Annotated in this window: 21 protein-coding genes; 6 read left to right on the plus strand and 15 right to left on the minus strand. The window is 40.2% G+C overall.

Annotated features, from left to right (window positions below; translation table 11 throughout):
- Positions 1-10 precede the first annotated feature (10 nt).
- The 4 genes from AAEU30_RS16685 to upp all read right to left on the minus strand — a co-directional run bounded on the left by AAEU30_RS16685 (position 11) and on the right by upp (position 5,000).
- On the minus strand, positions 11-1,231 hold the full coding sequence (locus AAEU30_RS16685; protein WP_421961480.1) for a glycosyltransferase family protein: 1,221 nt from the start codon (positions 1,229-1,231) through the stop codon (positions 11-13).
- Complete coding sequence (locus tag AAEU30_RS16690; RefSeq protein ID WP_421961481.1) at positions 1,224-2,966, minus strand: HAD-IIB family hydrolase; 1,743 nt, start codon at positions 2,964-2,966, stop codon at positions 1,224-1,226. The genes AAEU30_RS16685 and AAEU30_RS16690 overlap by 8 nt, the downstream gene beginning before the upstream one ends.
- A gap of 144 nt (positions 2,967-3,110) precedes the next feature.
- Positions 3,111-4,361, minus strand: a complete 1,251-nt coding sequence (locus AAEU30_RS16695) for a uracil-xanthine permease family protein (protein WP_421961482.1) — start codon at positions 4,359-4,361, stop codon at positions 3,111-3,113.
- A 9-nt stretch (positions 4,362-4,370) separates the two neighbouring features.
- Positions 4,371-5,000 (minus strand): uracil phosphoribosyltransferase, encoded by a 630-nt coding sequence (gene upp / locus AAEU30_RS16700; protein WP_421961483.1) that lies wholly within the window; start codon positions 4,998-5,000, stop codon positions 4,371-4,373.
- A gap of 211 nt (positions 5,001-5,211) precedes the next feature.
- Between upp and AAEU30_RS16705 the strand changes: the two genes are divergently transcribed.
- Positions 5,212-6,051 carry a hypothetical protein gene (locus AAEU30_RS16705; protein WP_421961484.1) on the plus strand — a complete coding sequence of 280 codons (840 nt, stop codon included), beginning with the start codon at positions 5,212-5,214 and terminating at the stop codon, positions 6,049-6,051.
- Between the two features lie 2 nt (positions 6,052-6,053).
- Here the strand turns inward: AAEU30_RS16705 and AAEU30_RS16710 are convergent, their stop codons facing one another.
- The 4 genes from AAEU30_RS16710 to ybaK form a co-directional block, all read right to left on the minus strand.
- Positions 6,054-7,028: a Gfo/Idh/MocA family protein gene (locus tag AAEU30_RS16710; RefSeq protein ID WP_421961485.1), complete on the minus strand. Its 975-nt coding sequence runs from the start codon at positions 7,026-7,028 to the stop codon at positions 6,054-6,056.
- A 1-nt stretch (position 7,029) separates the two neighbouring features.
- A complete protein-coding gene (locus AAEU30_RS16715) occupies positions 7,030-7,986 on the minus strand; it encodes a protein kinase family protein (protein ID WP_421961486.1) in 957 nt (318 codons plus the stop codon).
- Positions 7,987-8,174: 188 nt separating this feature from the next.
- Positions 8,175-10,430 carry an acyl-CoA dehydrogenase gene (locus tag AAEU30_RS16720; protein ID WP_421961487.1) on the minus strand — a complete coding sequence of 752 codons (2,256 nt, stop codon included), beginning with the start codon at positions 10,428-10,430 and terminating at the stop codon, positions 8,175-8,177.
- Between the two features lie 221 nt (positions 10,431-10,651).
- Positions 10,652-11,113: a Cys-tRNA(Pro) deacylase gene (ybaK, locus tag AAEU30_RS16725; protein WP_421961565.1), complete on the minus strand. Its 462-nt coding sequence runs from the start codon at positions 11,111-11,113 to the stop codon at positions 10,652-10,654.
- 79 nt (positions 11,114-11,192) lie between these two features.
- Between ybaK and AAEU30_RS16730 the strand changes: the two genes are divergently transcribed.
- Complete coding sequence (locus AAEU30_RS16730) at positions 11,193-11,423, plus strand: hypothetical protein (protein WP_421961488.1); 231 nt, start codon at positions 11,193-11,195, stop codon at positions 11,421-11,423.
- Between the two features lie 107 nt (positions 11,424-11,530).
- Here the strand turns inward: AAEU30_RS16730 and dnaJ are convergent, their stop codons facing one another.
- Together dnaJ and dnaK are read right to left on the minus strand one after the other, a co-directional pair.
- Positions 11,531-12,676, minus strand: a complete 1,146-nt coding sequence (gene dnaJ, locus AAEU30_RS16735) for a molecular chaperone DnaJ (protein WP_421961489.1) — start codon at positions 12,674-12,676, stop codon at positions 11,531-11,533.
- Positions 12,677-12,888: 212 nt separating this feature from the next.
- Positions 12,889-14,808, minus strand: a complete 1,920-nt coding sequence (gene dnaK / locus AAEU30_RS16740) for a molecular chaperone DnaK (protein ID WP_421961490.1) — start codon at positions 14,806-14,808, stop codon at positions 12,889-12,891.
- Between the two features lie 246 nt (positions 14,809-15,054).
- On the opposite strand from dnaK, the gene AAEU30_RS16745 reads away from it, so the two are divergent.
- Positions 15,055-15,870, plus strand: a complete 816-nt coding sequence (locus AAEU30_RS16745; RefSeq protein ID WP_421961491.1) for an acyl-CoA thioesterase — start codon at positions 15,055-15,057, stop codon at positions 15,868-15,870.
- Here the strand turns inward: AAEU30_RS16745 and AAEU30_RS16750 are convergent.
- A complete protein-coding gene (locus AAEU30_RS16750; protein ID WP_421961492.1) occupies positions 15,859-16,635 on the minus strand; it encodes a substrate-binding periplasmic protein in 777 nt (258 codons plus the stop codon). The two genes, AAEU30_RS16745 and AAEU30_RS16750, sit on opposite strands and share 12 nt — an antisense overlap.
- 153 nt (positions 16,636-16,788) lie before the next feature.
- On the opposite strand from AAEU30_RS16750, the gene AAEU30_RS16755 reads away from it, so the two are divergent.
- The 3 genes from AAEU30_RS16755 to AAEU30_RS16765 are packed head-to-tail and all read left to right on the plus strand — an operon-like array spanning position 16,789 to position 20,291.
- Positions 16,789-18,012 carry a PqiA/YebS family transporter subunit gene (locus AAEU30_RS16755; protein ID WP_421961493.1) on the plus strand — a complete coding sequence of 408 codons (1,224 nt, stop codon included), beginning with the start codon at positions 16,789-16,791 and terminating at the stop codon, positions 18,010-18,012.
- A 9-nt stretch (positions 18,013-18,021) separates the two neighbouring features.
- Positions 18,022-19,677, plus strand: coding sequence for an intermembrane transport protein PqiB (pqiB, locus tag AAEU30_RS16760; protein WP_421961494.1), 1,656 nt, complete (start codon positions 18,022-18,024; stop codon positions 19,675-19,677).
- Complete coding sequence (locus AAEU30_RS16765) at positions 19,677-20,291, plus strand: PqiC family protein (RefSeq protein WP_421961495.1); 615 nt, start codon at positions 19,677-19,679, stop codon at positions 20,289-20,291. The genes pqiB and AAEU30_RS16765 overlap by 1 nt, the downstream gene beginning before the upstream one ends.
- Before the next feature lie 5 nt (positions 20,292-20,296).
- Here AAEU30_RS16765 and AAEU30_RS16770 read toward each other — a convergent pair whose 3' ends face one another.
- The 4 genes from AAEU30_RS16770 to AAEU30_RS16785 all read right to left on the minus strand — a co-directional run bounded on the left by AAEU30_RS16770 (position 20,297) and on the right by AAEU30_RS16785 (position 26,424).
- A complete protein-coding gene (locus AAEU30_RS16770) occupies positions 20,297-20,794 on the minus strand; it encodes a GNAT family N-acetyltransferase (RefSeq protein WP_421961496.1) in 498 nt (165 codons plus the stop codon).
- Between the two features lie 63 nt (positions 20,795-20,857).
- Complete coding sequence (locus AAEU30_RS16775) at positions 20,858-21,877, minus strand: zinc-binding dehydrogenase (protein WP_421961497.1); 1,020 nt, start codon at positions 21,875-21,877, stop codon at positions 20,858-20,860.
- 22 nt (positions 21,878-21,899) lie between these two features.
- Positions 21,900-23,276, minus strand: a complete 1,377-nt coding sequence (locus AAEU30_RS16780) for a TolC family protein (protein ID WP_421961498.1) — start codon at positions 23,274-23,276, stop codon at positions 21,900-21,902.
- Positions 23,269-26,424 carry an efflux RND transporter permease subunit gene (locus AAEU30_RS16785; protein ID WP_421961499.1) on the minus strand — a complete coding sequence of 1,052 codons (3,156 nt, stop codon included), beginning with the start codon at positions 26,422-26,424 and terminating at the stop codon, positions 23,269-23,271. The genes AAEU30_RS16780 and AAEU30_RS16785 overlap by 8 nt, the downstream gene beginning before the upstream one ends.
- Position 26,425 lies beyond the last annotated feature (1 nt).

Below are 26,425 nucleotides of genomic sequence, written 5' to 3' on the forward strand. Positions count from 1 at the left end.
CCCATTCTTATTATGAAAACTCTTTATTATCAAGCTCTACGGCTTCTTCTAAACGTGAAAACACATCTGGCATGGCAGAGGCAACACGGTTCCAACTCGGCACAAATGGCGCTTCCATCGGGTGCTGTAAAAAGTGTTCGCCTGCATTCATAATATTTTGTGCAAACATTTCTACAGCTTTTTCTTCTTGGTGAATATCAAGCGTTAGACCATTCATCATGGCATCGTTGTGATAGGTTTCAATGAAATCTAACGCAATGCGGTAATAAGTAGCTTTAAGAGAACGTATCGTTTCAGTGGTAAAGGTCACACCTTGTGTCGCTAGCTTTCTAAACAGTGCTTTGGTGATATCAATCGACATTTTAGATAACCCAGCAGCTTGATTATCCAGTGAAAGCACCTGATGTTTATGATCGTAATTATCGGCAATATCAACTTGGCATAAACGGTTGTGAGAATAGTTACGGTACATTTCTGATAGCACACCAATTTCTAAGCCCCAGTCACTTGGAATGCGAATATCATTAAGTACGTCTCGACGGAACGAAAATTCACCCGCTAATGGATAGCGAAATGAATCCATGTATTCCAAATAATCAGTGCTACCCAGAATTGTTTTAAATGAACGTAACAGCGGCGTGACCAGTAAACGAGACACCCGGCCATTTATTTTACCATCGGCAGTACGAGGGTAAAATCCTTTACAAAATTCATAGTTAAAGTGTGGGTGCGCAACTGGATAAATTAGACGTGCTAAGAGACCTCGATCATAAGTTAAAATATCGCAATCATGTAATGCTATTGATTCAACCTTTGAGGTAGCCAGTTTATAGCCCATGCAATACCAAACATTACGTCCTTTACCTAACTCTCTTGGCGCTACACCAAGTTGTTGTAATTCTTTATCGAGCGCTTGTAAACGTGGACCTTCATTCCATAGCACGCGGTGCGGTTGGTCGAGCTCTGAAAAAAACTGTAATGCGCTGCGATATTGACTTTCATCAGCTCTATCTAAGCCGATTGTGATCTGCGATAAATAAGGTACTTGCTTGAGTTCTTTTACTATATTTTGTAGCGCGGGCCCTTCAAGCTCACTGTATAATGACGGTAAGATGAGCCCCATTGGACGTTGCTTAGAGAAGTCTAAAAGCTCTGCCTCTAACTCTTCTACCGGACGATCTGCGATGTTATGCAATGTAGTAATTATGCCATTTTGGTAAAAATCAGCCATGTGACTGCTCCTTTCTTGGCGCTAATTGCGCTTTAATAATCTGTAAGTCGGCCACTTCATCGATCCAACCTAAAGGGGCTGGTCGTTCGCTAACATGCCACGGTTTATGTGCCAATTTTGCTTTAGCCTTACTGTTTGGGTTCGTAATTAAAATTGCGATATCGGCTTCATCAAGCATTGCCATATCATTTTGGCTATCACCTAAGGCAATAGTGGTAAATGGGTGACGGTAATGTGTTTTAAATTGGTTTAATAACCAGTTTTGTGCCTGTCCTTTATTGGTTTGTTTATTTAAGTGAATAAAACGTCCACCAACTAATACTTCATAATCAAGTGGTTCCAACAAAGTTAGAAACTCAGACAGCTGCTCATCGCTGCCTTGCCAATATATTGGGTCTGAATACTCTCGTGTTAAAGCGAGTTTACTCTGTTCAACACTCAAACCTGTCAGTTCAGAGACTTCTTGTGCACTCAGTTCACTAAATAAGCGATAGCAGTTTTTAAACTCACTCGCATAATTTATTAAATCTTCATGAAGCTTTGCGCAAGTCGGTGCCAAAGCATAGCGCCAATACTCGTCAAGCTCTTCGCAGCCTATAGGTTTAAGGGGAAAGTAAAACTTAGGGATATAAACTGCCGAGCCGTTCTCTGTGATAAACGGTTGGCGATGATTTAACATAGCCTGCAAATCAGTAACTTCAGCAAATGTTTTACTGGTGTTAAAAACCACAGTCACATCTGCTGCCGTCAGTTGTGCTAGAAATGGTTTGATGGCAGCACAATCGTAATCATCGTGATTAAGTAAAGTGCCGTCTAAATCAGTAAAAACTAACGGAGCGGTCACTGAGTCAGCTTTTAGCGTCATTGCAGTAATATCACGCGCATTATCGAGTGTCAGTAGTGCATCCATCTTTTCTGGTAAGGCATGAAGATTTTCACGTGTAATACGTTCAAAATGAGAGATAAACCGTATCAGACTAGCTTCATCAAAAGTGCCAAACCCTGTGCCTTTTTTGGCTAGTAACTTTTGTTCTTGCTCTAACCGCCAACCATACACATCCTCAAACGAGGGGGCTTGCAACATAACAGTGTAATCAATTAAATCAAATACACTTTGATACTCATTGGCTAAGCAGCTGTTTACACAGCGACGCCAAATACCCGCTTCATCTTCACTTTCTTCAAGCTGATTGATTGGCTGCTCTAGCTGATAAGGTTGCTGAGCTGTACTTGCAACACACCAGCCTTCAAATAAAATAATATCAATAGGTTTTTTGTTTTTATGCCATTGCTCTTTTGGTAACGGATCATCTGTTTTTTTATCAAACCGGGGCAATGCTATATCTATTTTATTTGCGAGTAATTCGCTAATAGTTAGTTGCATTAATTCAGTATCATGCGTACCAGGTACCCCGCGTGTCGCAAACAATGGGTGTACATCTTTGGCTAAATTTGCCCGTTGTTCACGACTTAAATAAAAGTCATCAATTGATATACTAATACTATTAAACTCAGTGTTACTGTTTATCCAAGTAACTAAAAAGTCGGCTAAGGTAGTTTTACCTGACCCCTGACAACCGTTGACGGCGACAAGCATAGGACGGTTCGAAGGCTTTGCTGCAATAATATCTTCAGCTAAAGGAATGAAGAATTGCTCACTTAAATACTGGTATTTAAGGGGTAACTGATGCTTTGCTAAAAACGGAGTAATGTCCACTATATTGGCCTCTTGCATAAAAACTCTTGTCTCAGTATGACATAAAATTAGAAATGCAGATTGTAGACCAATATTTAAAATGTATAATTTTTAATAAGTTAAAAAAATAGCGCATATGAAATGCGCTATTTTGGTGCAATTAATTAACGTTATGTTCGATTACTATGCGCTGTTTTCAGCCTTCGGTAATACTAGGTTTAGCACTATACCTAAGATTGCGCATAAACTTACGCCCTGCAAGCTAAATTCACTACCACCAATATGCATGCCGCCAATACCACACACTAAAATAAGTGCAACTATCGATAGGTTTCGAGGTGCGGTGAGATCTTCACCCGATTTAACTAACGAGTTAAGGCCGACAACCGCTATTGAGCCAAACAATAAAATCATAATGCCGCCCATTACAGGCACAGGAATAGTCTGTAAACCCGCGCCCATTTTTGCCACGAAGGCTAAAATGATCGCTATGACTGCCGTCCACATCATCACTTTAGGGTTAAAGTTACGCGTAAGCATAACCGCCCCTGTCACCTCAGAATAAGTCGTATTAGGTGGTCCACCAAAAATAGACGCTGCAGTAGTGGCAAGCCCATCACCAAACAAGGTGCGATGCAAACCGGGCTTTTTAAGATAATCTTTATTGGTCACTTGACTTATTGCCATCATATCGCCGATGTGTTCAATTGCTGGAGCAATAGCAACCGGAACCATAAATAAAACCGCTTGCCATTTAAACTCCGGCCATGTAAATGCGGGCATAGCAATCCACTGTGCATTACTTACTGCATCAAATTGTACAATGCCAAGGACTAACGACAAGCTATAACCTGCAACAACACCCGCTAAGATAGGAATAAGTTTAAAAACACCTTTCCCCCACACAGCAAAGATTAAAGTTACTAACAGTGAAAAAGCAGCCACCCAAATAGCTTGTTCATAAGCAATCAACTGGATTGAGCCATCACCACTTTTACCCATAGCCATGTTGACTGCAACAGGTGCCAACGCTAAACCAATCACCATAATCACTGGGCCTACAACCACAGGAGGCAATATTTTATGTAATGTAGCAACGCCTTTTAGTTTCACTAAAATGCTTAATAGCATATATGCGCCACCTGCGGCCATTAATCCCCCCATGGTGGCAGGCACGCCCCACATTTGTACACACGCAATAATTGGTGCAATAAAGGCAAATGAAGATGCTAAGAAGATAGGCACTTGCCCTTTCGTCACAACATGAAATAGTAAAGTACCTACCCCTGCTGTAAATAGCGCCACATTCGGATCAAGACCCGTTAACAGCGGCACTAAGACAAGCGCGCCAAAGGCGACAAATAACATTTGCGCCCCAGTTAAAATCGTTTTTAATGAAAAGGCTGATTCTTGATTCACAATATTTTTAGTCACACTAATAGCCTAAACTGTACCAAAGATTTTATCACCCGCATCACCTAAGCCCGGAATAATGTAGCCTTTATCATTTAAGTGAGAATCTAGCGATGCGGTGAAAATTTCTATATCTGGATGTGCTGCTAATGTTTTTTCAACCCCTTCAGGAGCAGCCACTAACACAATCACTTTAATTTCTTTACAGCCTGCTTTTTTAAGCATATCAATGGTGGCTATCATAGAGCCGCCAGTTGCAAGCATTGGGTCAATCACTAGACTTAAACGTTCATCAATTTTACCAACCAGCTTTTCAAAATATGGGATTGGCTCAAGTGTTTCTTCGTTACGCTGCAGGCCAACAACGCTAACTTTAGCCGCTGGCAGTAACTGCATAACGCCATCCATCATACCAAGGCCTGCTCGTAAAATTGGCACAACCGTAATTTTTTTACCTTTGATATGTTCTACTTCAAGCTTATTACCATCCCAACTTTGAATTTCTACTTTTTCAAGTGGCAGGTTTTTAGTCGCTTCATATGTTAGCAAAGTACCTACTTCAGACGAGAGTTCTCGAAAGCTTTTCGTGCTAATACCGTATTCACGCATTAAACCTAATTTATGTTGAACAAGGGGATGATTAATTACATGGATTGTCATTTTTGTGCCCGATAGAAAATAAACTTGCCTTATTTTAGCGTAAAAATACTAAAGTGACTTTTAAAAAATGCGCACTCATACAAATTTAATTAAGAATGGTATAGATAGTTGTCTTAAATACGCAATTTATATCATTATACGCAACAATCTATTATCAAATAGAGCTTAAACAGGTATAGTTTATTATCTTTTATTAAATGTGGCGCATGGTATGAAAAGCTCTTTATTTTTCGCTTTGAGTTTCTGTGTATTATTTGCTTCTTCGATTAGTGCTGAGCAAAAACAGTTAACTAAGATACAAATAGTGAGTGATTTCATTCCTGAAAATAATAAAGCAGATAGAAATATTGCAAATAAAATTATGCTAGCTATTGGCGAACAATTATCACCCTCTACGTTATTAGAGTTTATACCTGCAAGCCGATTACGCGAATGGAAGCAGATACAAACAATGCCTGATGTGTGTTTATTTAATAAAGTTAAAAATGGTGAACGCCTACAAAGTGCCTTTTTCAATCAATACCCAATCATGGCCTTTCCGGCTAATAGATTAGTAATTTACAATCATCCAGAATTATCTCAAGATATAACGTTAGAGGAAGTTATTCAAAAACATAAATTTTTAATCGGTATTTCTGCTGGTCGCTCTTATGGCAAGCACATCGACCAATTTATTGCCTCTCACCCGGATAACTTTGTAGACATCGCCGGTGACAAAAGCTCACGACGTTTACATGAAATGTTATTTCAAAATAAGCTAGACGCCATATTAGAGTACACTACGGTACTTAAAGATCGTTTTAAAAACGACCCTCGAATCAAAAAAACTCGTTTTTTATCAATAGATGAAGAAAGCCACGCGGTATTTGGTTATCTTGCCTGCTCTCGCTCAGAGCAAGGCAAATTAAACATTGCAACGTTTGATAAAGTTCTAAGCCAAAATAAAATGCAAGATCAAATCATAAAACTCCATCAACAAGTTTTCAGTGACCCCGAAAGAAGCTTATTAATTTCTGCATTAAAGGCAAAGTTTAATTTGCCACTAAATTAATCTCATTTACTTATTAATATTTGCTCCATCACCCAGCTAGTATGCGTGGCAGAATGGCCTGTAGATGGGTGAGTTGTATTATCAAGTAATGCCGATGCCATATTTTCAACATGATACTGCTGAACATGTATTGGGTTCTCTATAGTGAATGCTTGTTGTCCTTGAGCATTGACAACTTTAATTGCTTGCTCATCGAACACACTAAAAGTTATTTCGCCTTTTTCACCATACACAGTAACAATATCAAAACGTGAAAAGCCGCCAAAATTCCAACTGCCTGAGCCGGTAATGCCACTTTTATGTTGCCAGCAGGCACTAATGGCATCAAACGCGCCATATAGATTTTGTTGGTTTGTAGCAAGTCCTTTGACTGACTGATATTCACCAAATAAATAACCGAATAGATCAAGCCCATGACTTGCTAAATCGTCAAAATAGCCACCTGGCGCAATGGTTTCATCCGTGCGCCAATTATAATCACCTGATTTATCACGTTCGCTGGCAGCCTTGCTCAAGTGCCAATTAATATGACGAATCTGACCAATTTCACCGTCATCAATTAAGCTTTTTACTTTATTAAAACGCGGCAAAGAGCGACGATAATAAGCTACAAATAAAGGAATGTTTTTAACAGTAAAAGCAGCAAGAATTGCCTCACTTTGCGCTAAAGTTGGCGCTAGTGGTTTTTCAATACAGCAAGGCTTACCTGCTGCAGCTACTTTTAATGCTAACTCAAGGTGACTATCAGGTGGGGTGGCAATATATACTGCATCTATTTCACTGCTGGTGATCAACTCATCCACAGTTTTAAAAACCAAAGGCACGTTATGACGTTTTGCATAATCTTCAGCAAGAGCGGTATCTCTGCGGGTAACCCCTTTAACTGCAAAGCCCTCGGTGTGCTGATAAGCAGGGCCACTTTTCACCTCAGTCACCGCACCACAACCAATCATGCCCCAACGAATCTGTTTTGTCATGCTACCTTGCTCCAAAGTTTATTTTTGTAATTTGATATTGTTTACGCATATAGGCATTTATCTTTGTATGTTCTGGGCTCCACCCCGCTAAAAACCGATAAAAATCAGCCCACGCAACTGCCCAGAGTGCTTTCCAAGCATTAATAACATCGGGAGTATATTTAGTATAACCGAACGTTTGCATAGCATTGCTAAAGTGCTGAAAGTAATTGGCTAAATAATCATCGGCTGTATCATTTAACTGCTTTTCATTCAAACAACTACCCAAAAAGTACATGACATCAACAACACCAACGCCGCCACCCACATATTGAAAGTCATAACCTAAAACTTCCATCGTAGAACAATTAACAGCAAAGTTTGCAAGCTTTGCGTCACCATGAATAAGCGTTTTATATTCGCATTCACGCAATATTTTATCTATATTTTTTGCCTGTCGTTTAAGTGCACTATCAGGCATTGTTTCATATTCGTCTGGTCGAGTTGCTAAGTGCCAGTAACTACCTTGCTGCCAAAGCCCTGTGGGGGTAACTTCAAAATGAAACGCATGAAAGTAAGCTAACCACTTGAGAATAGCCTCTATATGCTGGTGGTGTGGTTGTGCATTAGTAAACCCACCTGCTTCAAAATCAGCAAATATCATCACTTTTATCTGCTGTTGCTCTAAATTTTCATAACAACTTAGCGCGCGGGCTTGAGTTGGTAGATTGATGGCGTACTGCTGATACCAGTGAAATTCTACTTCATAGGAACGGCGTTTACGGTTTCTTGAAAATTCAGTTTGAGTAATACGAGGATGATTAATCTGATCAGGCACACTAACCGCTTTGATCACACACGCTTTATTATCTAAACGACAACGTACGATTTCACCACAACCACTCCATAGTGCCGTGATTGATTCTGTGATTTCAACGTTTTTATAATGAAGACTAATTAAAGGTAGATAAAAAGACATACACACCAACATTTACATAATTAACCCTAGTATGGCATAACTAACTGTAGATTAAAGACTTTAGTATACAAGCCGGTTAATTATAACCGTAACAACAAAAAGCCCACACTAATTTGTATGGGCTTTTGAATATAAAAGCGCCCTTACTGCTGGGCGCTTACATTGTTGAATTAAGTTAACTCAATATATTACTGATTAACAACACTCTTCAGTGGATTTACTGGCTGTGCGTTTTCGTCAAGTAAGTTCATATCAAAATCGAACTCATCAACGCGAATAGCGCGTTCACGCTTGATATTGTAATCAATTAGTTTTGCGTACTCTTCTTCTGTGATAACACTTGCTACAAGTGCGTTATCTAACGTAAGTGCAAAACGTACACCTGGTTTTATAGTTTTACTGCGTAGTGCTTTTTTCACCTTGGCAAGTAAGTCAAGGCAACCCATTTTTGCTTTATATGCTTGTTCATTAATATAATGGCCATCACCTTCAATTGGTTTAACCAAATGCGTGATTTGCTTTTTAAACGCAGTATCTAATTGCGCTTGCTTCGCTAATTCACGAATTAAATCATCACTAATTTTTGGCATTTTAGTTGAGTAGTTCATGGTAATAAAACGCATAAACTTACGTGTGCCACTTGCTGGGAAGTTGTCTAAAAACTTATGCAATGCTTCTTCTGCGCTTTGTAGAGCAAAACGTGTAGCATAATGGAAGTAAGGGGCTGCTTGCTCACGCTCACTGCTTGATACTTTTTGCTCGTAGTACTTGATAGATGCCATAGCCGCATATAAGAAGCTCATTACATCGCCTAAACGAGCTGATAACATTTCCGCTTGCTTAAGCTTACCGCCAAGCACCAATAATGAAAAATCTGCGTATACAGCCAGTTTAGCTGATAGCTTTTGTGCTGCTTTTTCATACTCACGTACTTCAGGCAATTCAGACTCGGCACCTGCAGTGAATGGTAATACACCTAAACGAAATGCACGTAAGCTGTTTGCAACGCTGTAGCCGACTGTTTTACGTAAAATGCTATTAAATTCTTTATCTGCATTTTTATCTTCGCTGTGGATAGACTCAACCATAGATTGTAAATATGGGTGACAGCGCATTACACCCTGACCAAAGATCATCAGGTTCCGAGTAAGAATGTTCGCACCTTCTACCGTGATGGCAATTGGTTGTGCCACATAACCACTTGCTAGTGTATTTTGCGGACCGTTTTGAATCGCTTTACCCGCTTGAATATCCATTGCTGAATCAAGTACGTCGCGGCCAATTTCAGTCATGTGATATTTAGCTATCGCAGTAACCACTGATGGTTTTAAGCCCATGCCTAAACCTTCGGTCGTTAGTACACGCATTGCTTCTTGCAGGTATGTTTTACCCGCAATATCAGCCAGTTTTTCTTGAATACCTTCGAATTGACCAATTGATAAGCCAAATTGCTCACGTACAGCAGCGTATTCAGACGCGCCTTTAAATGCCACTTGTGATGAACTTACACCCAATGCAGGTAATGATATACCACGGCCAGCACCTAAACAGCTAACCAGCATCTGCCAACCGCGCCCGATGTTCTTTTGTCCACCAATAATGAAGTCCATTGGTACAAATACTTTATTACCACGCGTTGTGCCGTTGTAAAAACGAATACCCATAGGGTCGTGACGATTGCCAAGCTCAACACCTGGATGCTCTTTAGGAATTAGCGCACACGTAATACCTAGGTTTTCTTTACCACCAAGTAAACCATTTGGATCAACAACTTTGAATGCTAAACCAAGTACTGTCGCAATCGGTGCTAACGTGATGTAACGTTTATCCCAAGTGATCTCAAGACCAAGTACTTCTTCACCATTGTGCATGCCTTTAGTTACTACACCGATATCAGGGATACCGCCAGCATCAGAGCCAGCCTCAGGACTTGTAAGTGCAAAACAAGGAATATCACGACCGTTTGCTAAACGTGGTAAATAATGTGCTTGCTGCTCTTGTGTGCCAAAGTGTAACAACAACTCACCTGGACCTAATGAATTAGGTACCATAACTGTTACAGCAACAGCTGAGCTCTTAGTCGCAATGGTTGCTACAATAGTTGAGTTTGCATAAGGGCTAAACTCTAAACCACCAAATGACTTAGGAATAATTAACGAGAAAAAACGTTCTTTTTTTAGAAACTCTAAAATGTAGTCAGGTAAATGAACACCACTTTGTATCTCGGTGTCATCAATCATGCCTAGTAGTTCTTGTAGTGGGCCGTCAATAAAGGCTTGTTCATCAGCACTCAACGTTGCCGCAGGCACTGCTCGTAATGCACTGAAATCAGGTTTACCTTGATAAATAGACCCCTCTAACCATACATCACCCGCATCAAGTGCTTCTTGCTCTGTAATTGAAATACTTGGTAAAACTTTTTTTAATTTTGTACGTAAGCTCATTTTGGACTCATCCGACCAGATAGTAATACCTACATTACGTCATAAATTGAGCTAGAGATCAATTGGTCCAACCAGTTTTTTTAACATTTTTTTCAATTAAATTTTAATAGCACACCTAAGCCATTGAATAAAAACAGCTTACACATGTACGCTGAACTTTTGATATTTCGGTTTTTTGTAGCCTGACTGATAGATAAAAAGTTGAATGAGTGATTTAAAGATTAAAAATCAGCAAGCTGAGCATTACACTGTGAAATTAGATCATGTGGGCTGAGTGCAATTTCCAGTCCCCGCTTGCCAGCACTGACATAGATTACATCAAATTGTATTGCACTTGTATTTACAAAAGTAGGCAAACGTTTTTTTTGTGCCAGCGGACTTACGCCACCCAAGATATAACCTGTGCTGTTTTTTACTTTATGCGGCTCAGCCATGTGTATTTTTTTAGTGCGGCACACTTGAGCTAATTGTTTTAAATTAACTTGTTGCCCCACAGGGGTAATTGCCACTACAAGTGCGTTGTCTGCAGTTTCTAGCACGAGTGTTTTGAACACTTGGGCTGAATTTAAATCAAGTTTTTCAACCGCTTCATTACCAAACTGGGTGTTTGTTGTATCATGCTCATAACTTAAAACAGTAAATGGAATGTTTAATTTTTCGAGCAATAAAATAGCTGGCGTCATACTCTGTTCCTTTTGGTTACTCATTTAATACAAACTTCGACTAAAATTACATATCAATACACTGATTAAGGAGTGAACAATGAAGAATATCTCTTTCACAACTTTATTTAAATACGCAAGTATTGCTGTGTGTGGTTTTATTGTCATTAATTTTATGTGTCAAGAATATAGTCATTGGGTAAAGAGTTTATCCTGCCAGCAAAAATGCCAAACTCTTGGTTTTCAAAGTAATCGCACTCAGGAGAGTGTTTTTTTAAGGGAATCAACTCTATGTCAGTGCTTGGATTATCTTGTTGTGTTAGATAATTAACCATTCGCACCATTATAAAACAGGGCACTGAACGTACTCAGAACAATAAATCTTACTTAGTAAAAAATGGCGCCAATTGGCGCCATTTTTATTTAATCCGTTGATAACTATTTAGTTAAATCATCGAAGAATTTTTTCACACCATCAAAGAAGCCTTTCTCTTTAGGGCGATTTTTAGAACCATCTTTACCCATGCTTTGCTCTAACTCTTCAAGCAATTCACGTTGACGTTCATTTAAATTAACTGGAGTTTCGATGACAACTTTACAAATTAAATCACCAACCGCACCACTGCGTACAGATTTTACACCTTTACCACGCATACGGAACATTTTTCCAGTTTGGCTCTCTGGAGGTATTTTTAGCTTTGCACGACCATCAAGTGTGGGTACTTCAATCTCGCCACCTAGGGCGGCAGTTGTAAAGCCGATTGGCACTTCACAGTATAAGTTATTCGCTTCACGAACAAAGATTGGATGTTCACGTACAGATACTTGCACATATAAATCACCAGCTGGTGCTCCATGAGCCCCCGCTTCACCTTCGCCAGATAAACGAATACGGTCACCTGTATCAACACCGGCTGGTATTTTTACAGATAACGTTTTTGTTTTCTCAACCCGGCCTTGGCCATGACAGCTATTACATGGATCAGAAATAATCTGGCCTGTACCATGACAAGTAGGACAAGTTTGTTGCACTGCAAAGAAACCTTGGCGCATTTGTACTTGGCCTGCACCGTGACAGGTTGTACATGTTTTAGGCTTAGAACCCGCTTTAGCACCGCTACCATCGCATGGCGAACAACTAACCCATGTAGGCACTTTAATTTCAACTTCTTTACCACGGACAGCTTCTTCTAAGCTTAAGTCCATGTTGTAACGTAGATCGGAGCCTCGTTGTTGGCGAGATTGACGACGTCCACCGCCACCTCCACCAAAGATGTCGCCGAACACATCACCAAAAATATCACCGAAGTCACCCTGACCACCGCCGCCAAAGCCACCGTGTCCACTACCGCCACCTTGTTCAAATGCCGCATGACCATATTGATCATACATTTGGCGCTTTTGATCATCGGTTAAAATTTCATAAGCTTCTTTTACTTCTTTAAATTTGCTCTCAAGCTCTTTATCACCGGCGGTACGATCGGGATGATATTTCATCGCTAAGCGTTTATACGCTTTTTTGATGTCTCTTTCGCTGGCATCTTTAGCCACACCAAGAACTTCATAATAATCGCGTTTTGACATATCTATCACACTACTCTTTTGCTACTGCAGCTATGCTGCTGATAAATCGATAAATCATATCGATTTACCATTGAATTATTTTAATTTTTTATGCACGTTTTAACATGCAAAAGGCGCGTTAAGCTTTAGCCTACGCGCCTCAATCGTTCATCCTAACTTAAACACTGCATTTAGTCATGGTGTTTTAAGCCAGTGAGAAGCGTTAGCAACAATTACTTGTCGTCTTTAACTTCTTCGAACTCTGCATCTACAACATCGTCATCTTGCTTAGCTGACTGTTGTGGTTGCTCACCAGCGTCACCGCCAGCTTGTTGTGCTTTAGCTTGAGCGATCTCCATCAATTTTTGTGACTTTTCAGCAAGAGCTTGAGTTTTAGCTTCAATCTCTTCTTTGTTATCACTCTTGATTGCTGCTTCTAGGTCAACAACAGCGGCTTCAATCGCCTCTTTGTCTTCACTAGGTAGTGCATCACCAGCTTCTTCAACTTGCTTACGCGTGCCGTGAACCATTGCATCAGCTTGGTTACGAGTCGCTACAAGTTCTTCGAACTTTTTATCTTCTTCAGCGTTAGCTTCAGCGTCACGAACCATTTTTTCAACTTCTTCATCACTTAGACCTGAAGATGCTTGAATCGTGATTTTTTGCTCTTTACCTGTATCCTTATCTTTTGCAGATACATGTAAGATACCATCCGCATCTACGTCGAAAGTAACTTCGATTTGTGGTGTACCACGTTGTGCAGGACGAATACCTTCTAGATTAAATTGACCTAGAGATTTATTGTCGCTTGCACGTTTACGCTCACCTTGTAGTACGTGAATCGTAACCGCTGATTGGTTATCTTCTGCTGTAGAGAATGTTTGCGATTTCTTAGTAGGAATCGTCGTGTTTTTCTCGATTAACGCCGTCATTACAGAACCCATTGTCTCAATACCAAGAGATAAAGGAGAAACATCTAGTAATAATACGTCTTTTACGTCACCAGCTAAAACACCACCTTGAATCGCTGCGCCTACGGCTACTGCTTCATCAGGGTTAACATCTTTACGTGGCTCTTTACCGAAAAACTCTGATACAGTTTTCTGTACAAGTGGCATACGTGTTTGACCACCAACCAGAATAATATCGTTGATATCACTTACAGATAAATCAGCATCAGCTAGTGCACGCTTAAGCGGTTCAATTGACTTAATAACTAAGTCTTCAACAAGTGATTCAAGCTTAGCACGTGTCAATTTCACGTTCATGTGCTTAGGACCTGATGCATCAGCAGTTACGTACGGAAGATTAACTTCTGTAGATTGTGCAGATGACAGTTCAATTTTCGCTTTTTCAGCTGCTTCTTTAACACGTTGCATAGCAAGTGGATCATTTTGTAAATCTATGCCTTGGTCTTTCTTGAATTCAGCTACAAGGTAGTTGATAACGCGGTTATCGAAATCTTCACCACCTAGATGAGTGTCACCGTTAGTAGCAAGTACTTCAAATGTGTGCTCGCCTTCAACTTCATCAATCTCAATGATTGATAAATCGAAAGTACCACCACCTAAGTCATATACTGCAACAACGTTCTCACCTTTGTTTTTGTCCATGCCGTATGCAAGTGCAGCGGCTGTTGGCTCATTGATGATACGCTTAACTTCAAGACCCGCAATACGACCTGCATCTTTTGTGGCTTGGCGTTGTGAATCGTTAAAATATGCTGGTACTGTGATAACGGCTTCAGTTACTTCTTCACCTAAGAAGTCTTCAGCTGTTTTCTTCATTTTTTTCAGTACTTCAGCTGAAATTTGTGGTGCAGCACGTTTTTCACCGCCCGCTTCAACCCATGCATCACCATTATCAGCTTTGATAATTTGAAAAGGCATGATGCCGATATCACGTTGCACTTCTTCGTCTTCAAAACGACGACCGATTAAACGCTTAATCGCAAATAATGTGTTAGTTGGGTTTGTCACTGCTTGACGTTTTGCAGGCTGACCAACTAAAGTTTCACCATCTTGCGTGTACGCAATAATCGATGGTGTTGTGCGATCGCCTTCCGCATTTTCAATTACGCGTGCTTTATCGCCATCTAGTACTGCAACACAAGAGTTAGTAGTACCTAAATCGATTCCAATAATTTTACCCATGAATCATCTCCAACTTCAAAAATTCGTTAATACGTTCGATGACTAGTTAATAGGGATGCCCCAAACTGAATTCAACTGTAAAAATAAAAAAAAAGTGATTTTTTGTCATTTATTTTGCAAATAACCCTATTAAAAGTGTGGATTGGTGTTTTTTAAAACAAAAACGTTGTTTTCCGCAAGTGGTCTGATGAGTGTTAGTGTGCTATAAATCTACAAAACACATATATATTTACAAAAGGAATGACAATGCATTTTGATGAATTACTAAATAGCGCTGCTGCAATTGGAAAAATGTCGTCCGAACAGCAAAAAACGGCAACCATGCAGTTTCCTGCAAATTGGTGCCAAGGTCGTACTGCATTTGGTGGGTTATCCGCCTCTTTACTGTATCAGGCCATGCGACAACAAATTGAACCTTCACGTCGCTTACTTTCATTAAGCACGAACTTTGTTGGCCCGTTATTAGCTGATACCGATTTTTCTTTGCACATTGAAATACTCCGTGAAGGTAAAAACAGTACTCAAGTATTGGCAAAAGCAGTACAAAATGGACAAGTAAGCGTCATTGTACAAGCCTGCTTTGCTAAGTCTCGTGATTCAGGTATTCATGTTCCAGTCAGTAAAGAAATGACCTTAAAACCCGTTGACCCTCGTTATACATTGCCTTTTCAATCTGGTGCGATGCCTGAATTTTTCCAGCATGTAGATTTGTGCCCGCAACAAGGAGAGATGCCATTTGTTGGTGCCGATACATCACATTTGGGTGGTTGGATGAAATTAAAACAAGTACCCCGTGAGTTTAACGAAGCTCTGATTATTGCGTTAACGGATGCATGGCCGCCTACGCTTTTACAAATGTTCAAACAACCTGCTCCAGCTAGCAGCATGTCTTGGTATTTGGAATTTGTACAACAGCCGCAAGTCTCACCTGAGCAATGGCTGGGCTTTGAAGCAATTACTCATCACTGTAAAGACGGTTATGGTTTGGAAGATGGTTGTATTTGGTCACAATCTGGTGAATTAATTGCCCTTACGCGACAAACCGTTGCTTTATTCGATTAAACTTGGCTTGGTTATTTTAGCGTAATCACTACCGTCAAACGCCATAATCGCATTATATTCCCCGCTTTGAATGATATGGGTCAGGCCCATATCAAACTTTTCCTGCAACACTTTATTATTAAAATAAGCTGGTCGAGGAGATTTGGCGAACACTGGATGAATCGTCACTTTTTTAACTTTATGAGATTTCTGATATTGCTGCAAATAATATAAGAAGATCCGTTTTTCTAATACAACAACGTCAACCCACTCTTTCATTAAGTGATCAACTTGTGCTTCTTGATTAGCGACTTCTTCATAATGATTTAGTTTCGCAGTTATAGTCTCATAGGGAGGTGATATGAATGCAGTAGCGTTTTGAAAAGCGAGCACACTTTTTCCTAATAAATCATAAACCGAGTTAATTTTGAAATCACTAGCCGCTAAACTAACCGCAACATTTTGATAAAATAGCAGGTTCTGGCTAGGGTAAATACCATTTACTCGCGAGCCAGCATAATTCACTGCTACATCCACTTCTAGTTGCTCTAGTGAGTATTCTGCACGTTTGTTCGTCATATATATAATATCCAAGTCAGTGATACCTTGGCTTTTAAACGCAGACTTGATTATTTCCAACTGTAGCCCCGTATCATCATGGCTGAAAACATAAGGTGGTAAAGATGGGCTAACTGCCACTGTTATACGGTTATCAGGTTGCGGTGTAGACAAACCAAAAGCGTTTAGACTTATTACTGTTATAAAAATAAAAATTAAGTACTTCAAAATGAGCCCTTGGATTATATGATGTTATCTATATAGCGCCTGTACAATTATTTTATATCTTAACTTAGAAAAGTAATAAAAAATCATATAATTGTATTTCGCCATTAATTGATGCAAACTTTGATAACTTTATTACTTTATTAGGTTATTGATTTGCAAACAGCTTGCCCTAACTGTGATCTAATTATCGACATCCCTGAAATTGGTGCAAAGCAAATGGCCGTGTGTCCACATTGCCATAGTAAGCTCGGTGCCGCAAATGTGAACTACGATGCACGAATTGTTGCACTAAGCCTAAGTGCTCTATTAATGCTTTTAAGTAGCATGTTCTATCCCTTTATTTCATTTAGCAGCAGCGGCATAACTCAAACAATTACTTTACCTGATGCTGCCAGGATTTTATTCAATTACGATAGCGATTTACTTGGCCTATTTATAGATATCAGTATCATCGGGTTACCTATGACACTACTCGCTCTGCTAATACCATTGCATTTAGGTATTTTAAAGGTCTTACCTTATAGTATAGCAAAACGATTACTTAAATTTACGTTAGCGCTTGAGCCTTGGATCATGTCAGAGATATTTTTAATTGGTGTGCTCGTGAGTATGGTCAAAATAATGTCTATGGCAGATATAAATTTTGGTGTTAGCTTTTGGGCTTATATTGCCTTCGTAATTTTTTATATTGCTGCTCTTGCCCATTTAAATCGTGCCCGTTTATGGGATCAAGTAAAGCCAGTGTCACCTATCGAAGAAGCAGAGCATAGCCATAGGGCTATCGATAATAACATCAGCGCCTGCCATGTTTGCCACCAGCTATGTAACGATAAGTATTGCTCGCGTTGCCATACTAAAACCCATGTACGTAACCCCCATAGCATTCAAAAAGCTACGGCATGGCTTATCACTTCTGTCGTTTGTTATATACCCGCCAATTTATTTCCAATTATGTATACAACGAGCTTAGGCGACCAATCTCCATCTACTCTTATTGGCGGCGTCATTGTGCTATGGAAAGCTGGTTCATACCCTATTGCTATGATTATATTTCTAGCAAGTGTCGTCGTACCTTTAGCAAAAGCATTAGTGTTGAGCTTTCTGTGCTATATAGTCAGGCACCCGGTAAATAGTCAAACTAAAAGGTATACTAAGGTTTACCAATTAACTGAATTTATTGGTAAATGGTCTATGATTGATGTATTTGTTGTTGCTATTTTAGTAGCCTTAGTACAACTTGGTAATCTGATGTCAGTGACCCCTGGTGTAGGCACCATATTTTTTACCGCTATGGTACTTAGCCAAATGATGGCTGCCCATGCGTTTGACCCACGACTTTTGTGGGACTCACCTAACAACGAACAAAATAGTAATTAGAGATTACCCATGAGTGAAACTGCAACAGTAGAAAAAGAACCTACAATATCCGCTATCTGGATAATACCTGTGATCGCGTTACTTGTTGGTGCTTGGATGCTTTATCAATATCAAGCAAATAAAGGGGCAACCATTTTTATTTCAATGCCCCATGCCGAGGGCATTATTGCGGGTAAGACCGAAATTAAAGTACGCAGTGTGAAAATTGGTCAGGTTGATCATGTTCGTCTTTCTGATGATAAAAACAGTGTTATTGCACGCGCACAAATTGATAAGCACTACGATAATTTACTAACCGAAGATGCTAATATTTGGGTTGTTAAACCGCGGATTGACGAAACAGGTATTAGTGGCATGAGTACACTTCTATCCGGAGTCTATTTAGAATTTTCCCCAGGCGAAAGTAAGCAAACCAAACAACGCTTTACGCTCCAAGATGAGCCTGCACTGATAGGTAAAGACGTCAAAGGTGGACGCTTTACTTTACTTAGTTATAACGCTGAAGTACTTGATGTAAGTACCAGTATCTACTTTAAAAACTACAAGATAGGTCAAGTTGAGACTGCAACGTTTGATTGGAAAAATCAAGCTATGAAATACGGGGTTTTCATCAATGAGCCATATCAAAACCTTATCACAGTCAACTCTATTTTTTGGGTCAATGCAGGTGTTGAAATAGACTTATCTGCCGATGGTATTAACGTTAATACAGGGTCTTTGAGTAAATTGCTTAAAGGAGGGATTTCTGTTGGTTTACCAGAACAACAAGCACCGGGTGATGTTGCCGAAGATGGTCATGGTTTCTCTTTAAGTAAAAGCTATAAACATGCTTTAGAAGAACGATTTTATGATTTTGATTATTATTTAATAGAATTTGAACAATCTATTCGCGGTTTACGCCCAGGCGCGCCAGTAGAGTACAGAGGCATGCGAGTCGGAACAGTTGTTGAAGCACCCTCAAATGTAATGATTGACGGCGTTCCTGCTCATTTTAAAACAGATAATACCGCGGTTCCTGTACTGGTTAAAATAGAATATGGCAGGATTTACCATAACAGTGATCAAGCTCGTGAATTTTGGCAAAAAAGCGTTGATGGTTGGATAAAAAACGGATTACGCGCATCACTTAAGCCTGGTAATTTACTAACTGGTGCTGTGTACGTAGATTTTGATATCTATCAGGATGCGCCTGAAGCGCAACTCACAATGGTGTCGCAATACCAAGTATTCCCGAGTATTTCCAGTGGTATTACGGTCCTTGCAGATCAGGTTTCAGATGTACTGAATAAGGTTAACAATTTAAAAATTGAGGATAGTCTTGCTCAAATAGAATCAACTTTCAATGATTATCAAGCGCTAGCGAATGAAATGCGTGAATTATTGAATAAAAAAGATACACAAGATTTACCAGGCGATATAAACCGTAATTTTGCTGAAATGACTAAAAGTATGCAGCAGTTTGATGTCACCATGAAACAGTTTGAAAAAACCATGGCAAGCTATCAACAAGGTTCTCAATTTCATCATCAGTTACAACAAACGTTATCTGAATTTAAACGCTTAAGCGAAGAGTTACAGCCTCTTACTCGTGGCCTTAACGAGCAGCCTAATATGTTTATTTTTGATAAATCATTACCTGCTGATCCAACACCGAGGAAACAATAATGCAAATTTCATTTTTAGCAAAAGCACTTAGTATTGCAGGGTTTGCATTAGTAACAGGTTGTAGCCAATCGTTAAATGCGCCCGTTGAGTACTATCAATTTGAACAAACTATTCAACCAATGGCACGTACCAGCACAAATACTCAAGCACAGCTACGTATAAATACTGTCACTTTGCGTGGTGCACTTAATAACCGTGGTATAGCAATGAAGCTAGACAATAACCAAATCTCTGCGGCTAATTATCATTTGTGGAGTGAGGCACCAGATATCATGTTAACGGCCAGCGCACATCAAACCTTATTTACTGAGCTGACAAACTGGATGGTAGTAAAGGGCTTACCCGTGATCACCGATACAGATCAACAAAGTTTTTATGAAATCGAATATGAAATTCATCACTTTAATGGCGATGAATATGGTAATGCTGATATCTCAGGGCTATGGCGTTTGTACCACACTGAGTTTGAGACAGGTAGGGCTTTAAAAGAAATACATTATTTTAGTGAAATCACACCGTTAATTGATGATGATTATGAAGGGCTTGTAGCTACCCTTGAGCAAGCGTGGCAAACCGTTAACTCTCAAGTAGCTAAAAAATTAAGGGCTATGTAGCCCCCTTAATTGTTAAAATAGATGCAAACTGGTTGTTTATTTTGGCTAGTGAGTACATCGCCTCGTTTAATAAATGCCAGTTTGTTTAATACTTGTTGAGATGCTTTATTATCATGGGTTGTGATTGCCGCAAGAGACGGGAAACGGTTACTCATTAGTTTTATTAAATTTGAACAGGCCTCAGTAGCATAACCATTACCAGTGAATTGTGCTAAAAATGCATAACCTATATCTGGAACTTGTAAGTAGTCACGTTGGAATAAACCGACCATACCAATGGCAGTACCATCTGCAAGCATTACCACATAAGGCCCGAACCCTTGTTTTTGTTGAGCATCAATGAATTCAGTTTGAATGTAGTTCGCAGCTTGAGGATGTGTTTTTATACCTTTATTACCGATATTTTCGTAAAAGCTAGGCTGATTAAGAAGCGTTAAAATAAATTCAGCATCCGTTCGCTGCCCTGAGCCAATTATTAAACGTTGAGATTTCGTAATAATCATAATGTCACTTTTTAGAACAAAAAAAACCTCGACGTTGCGAGGTTTATTTAAGCACTTGGAGGGTTAGCTAATTTGTACTATTTGCTTACCTGTAAAGCCACCTTGAAGTTGCTTATTAAGTGCCGCCGAAACACTCTTCGCATCAAAATCAACAGCAATAATCTCTGGAATAACCAAAGAATTATTAGCCAAGTTTTCAAGCAATAAATTACCCATAAAGCTCATTCTTTGTTGTGCACATAAACTATTAGCCAACCATGCACCGCCAAGTGAGACAATGCCAATATTAGGTGCGCGACGATACATTAACTCTTGCTCAAACTTTGGTAGTGGATTTAAACAGGCAATGCGACCACAAAAACGCATTAATTCGACGTTGCGAATAGTGGTATCACCACCAATTGAATCAAGCACCGCATCAAAGCCTTGCGGCCCCAGCTCTCGACGTATTTTATCAACCAGCTTTTTATCGCTGTAATCAAAGACCATGTCTGCGCCAAGCTGCTTAACCAGTTTGTGATTACGCTTGCTTGCTGTTGTAAACACAGTAGCCCCTCGCTGCTTTGCAAATTGGATGGCGAACTGTCCAACTGCACCGCCGCCCGCTTCAATTAAAATCGAATCACCTTCACTAAGCTGTAACTTATCAAGTGCCACTAACGCAGACATACCAGCACAAGGGAGTGTGGCTGCATGACTGGATTTAACATCATCAGGAATAACCGACACTGCAAAGTTAGGGACTTTCACATACTCTGATAAAACCCCCTGCTCTCCCACGTTGCCATGAAACATGACCCGAGCACCCACACAGGGAAATACACCTTTTTCAGCTTTTACGACTACACCCACTGCATCTAAACCTAAAGTATGTGGATATTGCCATTTGCAAAAGCCTTGTTTTGCAAACTGTGCATCAACAGGGTTTAACCCCACATACTCTACTTTTATAAGCAGCTCATTTCCCATAACCTCAGGCACTGGTAATTCAAGCTCAGACAAGGTGATCTGCTCATTAGGTTCTGGTAGTACAATTGCCCGCATAAAAGCTGGGATTGTTGATAAAATATCAGTATGTGGCATTAAAAACTCAACTTAACTTAACTTAATTAACTAACGCATAGCTCCAACGACCATTAAAGACTTGATAAGTATCAACCTTAGCAAGTAATGATGAAATTGTTGAATCCACCGCGTTTTCTTGCGCTATTAAAACATCCTGCCGCGCATCTAACAACTCTAAGTAAGGTATTTGCCCTTCTTGATACATAGCTTGCGCTTGTAAAAATGCATTATTTGCATAGCTAAAGCGTTCTTTCGCATAGCTGCTTTGCTCATTTTGTTTGACCAAAAGTTGCAGTGATAGTTCACTTTCACTCATCGCATTTAATACCACTTGTTGGTATTGACTATAAGCCGCTTGCGTTAAATATTGCTGGGCATCACGCTGGGCTAATAATGCTGGATAGCTCAATAATGACCACTGTATTTGGGGTGAAATCTGCCATTGCTGCTGTGTATTAGAGAGCTGATTATTACCCAAGCTTATGACGCCAGCAAAAGCCGTGAGGCTTATATCAGGCAGTAACGCTTTACTGGCCGCAACACTAAATGAGTTCGCTTGACTAAATTCAAACAGAGCACGGCTAATATCTGGGCGTAACGCAATTGCATCGCTTGGGCTTGTTAAACTCACCGTAAAATCGCGCGAAAATAAACCGCTCTCATCATCTAGCAATAAATCACCGGGTAATTCGCCTGTTAATAACGCCAATGTAGCTAAATCGCGAAACCGAGCATATTCAATCTCAGGGATCAAAGATTGTTGTTGCTTTAATTGAGCTAAAGTACGATTCAAATCAAGTTCACTCGCAACTCCCTCTTCAACTCTCGCCTTAAGTACATCAATACTTTGCGTTAGCGCCTCTATTTGCAAATTAATGATTTGCTGCTTTTGTAAATTGCCTTGGTAACTGACAAAGCCTTTAACAACAGATGACACAACTTCAATTTGTAATGCTCTAACTTGTTCAGCTTGGCTCATAGCGCCTGCATTAGCGCCATCAACCAATGCAGTCACTTTACCAAATAAGTCAAGCTGCCAGTCAAGGTTAACACCGGCCTGTGATTGACGTGATTGCACGTTGCCTAGGCTCGTACGTGATGCATCAATACTCACATCTCCTTGGGGTAAATACGCAGCCCGTTGCGCCCCCAAACGCTCTAACGCACTTTGTAACTGTAGTTTGCTAGTTTTTAAGTTATGATTGCTAGCACGCGCTTTAACAACTAATTCATTTAATTGCGCTGACTCTAATTGCTGCCACCACGTAAGCTCATCAGTGCCTTGTAATTGCGTTGCAATTTGCGTTTGCGCTACAAATGATTGCAAGTCTGCTTGGTATTGTTGCTCATCAATCTTACTGGCGCAACCGCTTAACAAACCCGCGATTACAACAGCGGTTAACGTTAATTTACTCATTAATTTGCTCCTGTGGTTGAGCTTTACGGGTTTTAGTCACCAAAATATAAAATACAGGTGTAAATAATAAGCCAAATACCGTCACCCCTATCATTCCTGAGAAAACAGCATTACCCATAGCATGGCGCATTTCAGCTCCCGCTCCTGTGGCTAACACTAATGGGATAACCCCAGCGGTAAAAGCAATTGAAGTCATTAATATTGGGCGCAACCGCATACGGCATGCCTCTAATATGGCATCAAAATGACTCATATTTTGCTTTGTTTTGTCTCTTGCGAACTCAACCATTAAGATAGCGTTTTTCGATGCAAGAGCGACCAATACAATCAATGCTATTTGAGTGAAAATATTATTATCATCACCCACTAACCACACTCCCATTAATGCTGAAAAAATCGTCATTGGCACTATTAAAATAATTGCTAGCGGTAAACGTAAACTCTCATAAGTTGCAGCAAGAACCATAAATACTAATAATACGACTAGAGGAAAAACATACACCATAGTATTACCCGCTAAAATCTGCTGGAATGTTACCTCAGTCCATTCATATTCTATTCCTGTCGGTAAGGTGTCGGCTAAAATAGCTTCAATAGCGTATTGTGCTTGATCAGAGCTATAGCCTGGTGCAGGACTGCCGTTAAGTTCGGCGCTTGGGTAACCATTGTAATGCATTACTCTGTCTGGCCCAGTTGTAGGTGTAGCAGTTAATACAGAGCCAAGCGGTACCATTTTCCCTAAGTTATTACGTACTTTAAGGTTTAAAATCTGTTCAGGGTCTAATCTATAATCAGCATCGGCTTGTGCATTTACCTGATAAGTTCGACCAAATAGATTAAAATCATTTACATACATAGAACCTAAATAAACTTGTAGTGCGTTAAATACCTCGTCTAATGGAATACCTTGTATAAGCGCTTGCTCACGGTCGATATCAATATCCATTTGTGGTACTTGAATTCTAAAACTTGAGTACAAACCCATTAACGCAGGATCTTGTTGCGCTTTTGAAATTACAGCTTGCAGGCTATTAAATAATGCTTCAAACCCTTTATTTCCACGATCCTCTATTTGCAGCTTAAACCCACCGGTAGTGCCGAGTCCTTGAATGGGTGGCGGCGGGAATACAGCAACAAAAGCTTCATCTATAGCTGTAAATCGCTGGTTTAGCTGCGCTGCTATAGCCATCGCTGATTGACTTGGATCAGTACGTTCACTAAATGCTTCAAGGGGTGTGAATACAATTGCGCTATTCGGGCTGTTAGTAAAACCATTAACCGAAAGCCCCGGAAATGCAACAGTGTTCGCAACGCCTGGTACTTGCAATGCAATTTCTTGCATTTGCTTTACTACCTCTTGAGTACGATCAAGACTCGCTGCATCAGGTAGCTGAGCAATCGCCACAAGGTACTGTTTGTCTTGCGCTGGTATGAAACCACCTGGTACGGCATCAAACAACTTAACCGTCCCGCCTAATAGGGCAACATATGCAACCATGACGATAATGCTCATACGCATTAACTTTTGTACTAATTTTTGATAGCCATTAGCACCTTTATCAAATACGCGGTTAAATGGCTTAAATAACCAGCGACCAAATAAACGGTTTAATAAACGCGTTAATGCATCAGGCTTTGCATCATGACTTTTTAGAAGTAATGCCGATAAAGCCGGAGACAGCGTTAATGAGTTAAAAGCTGATATCACGGTTGAAATAGTTATCGTTAACGCAAACTGTTTATAAAATTGACCCGATAAGCCACTAATAAACGCAGTTGGAATAAACACAGCACATAATACCAATGCAATAGCAATAATTGGCCCGGTTACTTCTGTCATTGCAACACGTGTCGCCTCGAGCGGAGATAAGCCTTGCTCAATGTTACGCTCAACATTTTCAACCACAACTATGGCATCATCAACCACAATACCTATAGCCAATACCAAACCAAATAAAGACAAGGTATTGATAGACACGCCAAGCCATTGCATCACCGCAAACGTACCAATTAAAGACACTGGCACCGCAATTAACGGGATTATTGAAGCACGCCAAGTTTGTAAAAACAGCACCACGACAATAACAACTAACGCAACCGCTTCAAGTAAAGTCGTAATAACTGCATCAATGGAACCACGCACAAACACGGTAGGATCGTAAACGATGTCGTATTCTACCCCTGATGGAAAATCTTTAGACAAGCGAGCCATGGTCTCACGCACTTGGTCTGAAAGCTCAATCGCGTTCGAACCAGGACGTTGAAATATTGGCATAGCTAATGCCGGTTGGTTATCAAGCTCTGCACGCAATGAATAGGTGTTTTGGCCTAAATCCAAGCGCGCGACATCACTTAAACGGGTTAACTGCCCCTGCTCACCCACTTTAATAATGACTTGTTCAAACTCTTCAATACTATTTAAACGGCCTTTAACGTTCAGCAATACTTGAAATTGGCTATCTGTAGATGCAGGTTGTGCGCCTAAACTCCCCGCTGCGACCTGCTGGTTTTGTGAGCGCAGTGCTGTAACTACATCCATTGCAGTCAATTCTCGTGCGGCTAATGCATCAGGGTTTAACCACACACGCATAGAGTATTGACCACCCCCAAACAGTTTAACATCACCAACGCCTGCTAGACGGGCAATTTGGTCTTTAATATATAGATCAGCATAGTTAGATAAATACGCTGTGTCGTGTGTTTTCTCAGGTGAATATAAGTGAACAACCATGGTCAGATCGGGCGATGATTTTTCAGCCACCACACCTAAACGTTGTACTTCTTCCGGTAAACGAGGCAGTGCACTGTTTACACGGTTTTGTACTTGTACTTGCGCGCGGTCTAAATCTGTACCCAGTGCAAAAGTAACCGTAAGCGTCATTCGGCCATCACTGGTGGCTTGAGAAAACATATACAACATGTTTTCTGTCCCATTGATCTCTTGCTCAAGCGGCGTTGCGACAGTTTGTGCAATTACCGTTGGATTTGCCCCAGGGTAATTCGCCGTTACTACGACAGTCGGTGGCACTACCTCTGGGTACTCGCTGACCGGTAATTGGAATAAAGAAATTGCCCCTGCAATTAAAATCACAAGCGACAACATGGCTGCAAATATAGGCCGCTGAATAAAAAAATGTGAAAATTTCATT

It is taken from the genome of Pseudoalteromonas mucoides, from assembly GCF_049257175.1.
In the GTDB taxonomy this organism is placed as follows: Bacteria; Pseudomonadota; Gammaproteobacteria; order Enterobacterales; family Alteromonadaceae; genus Pseudoalteromonas.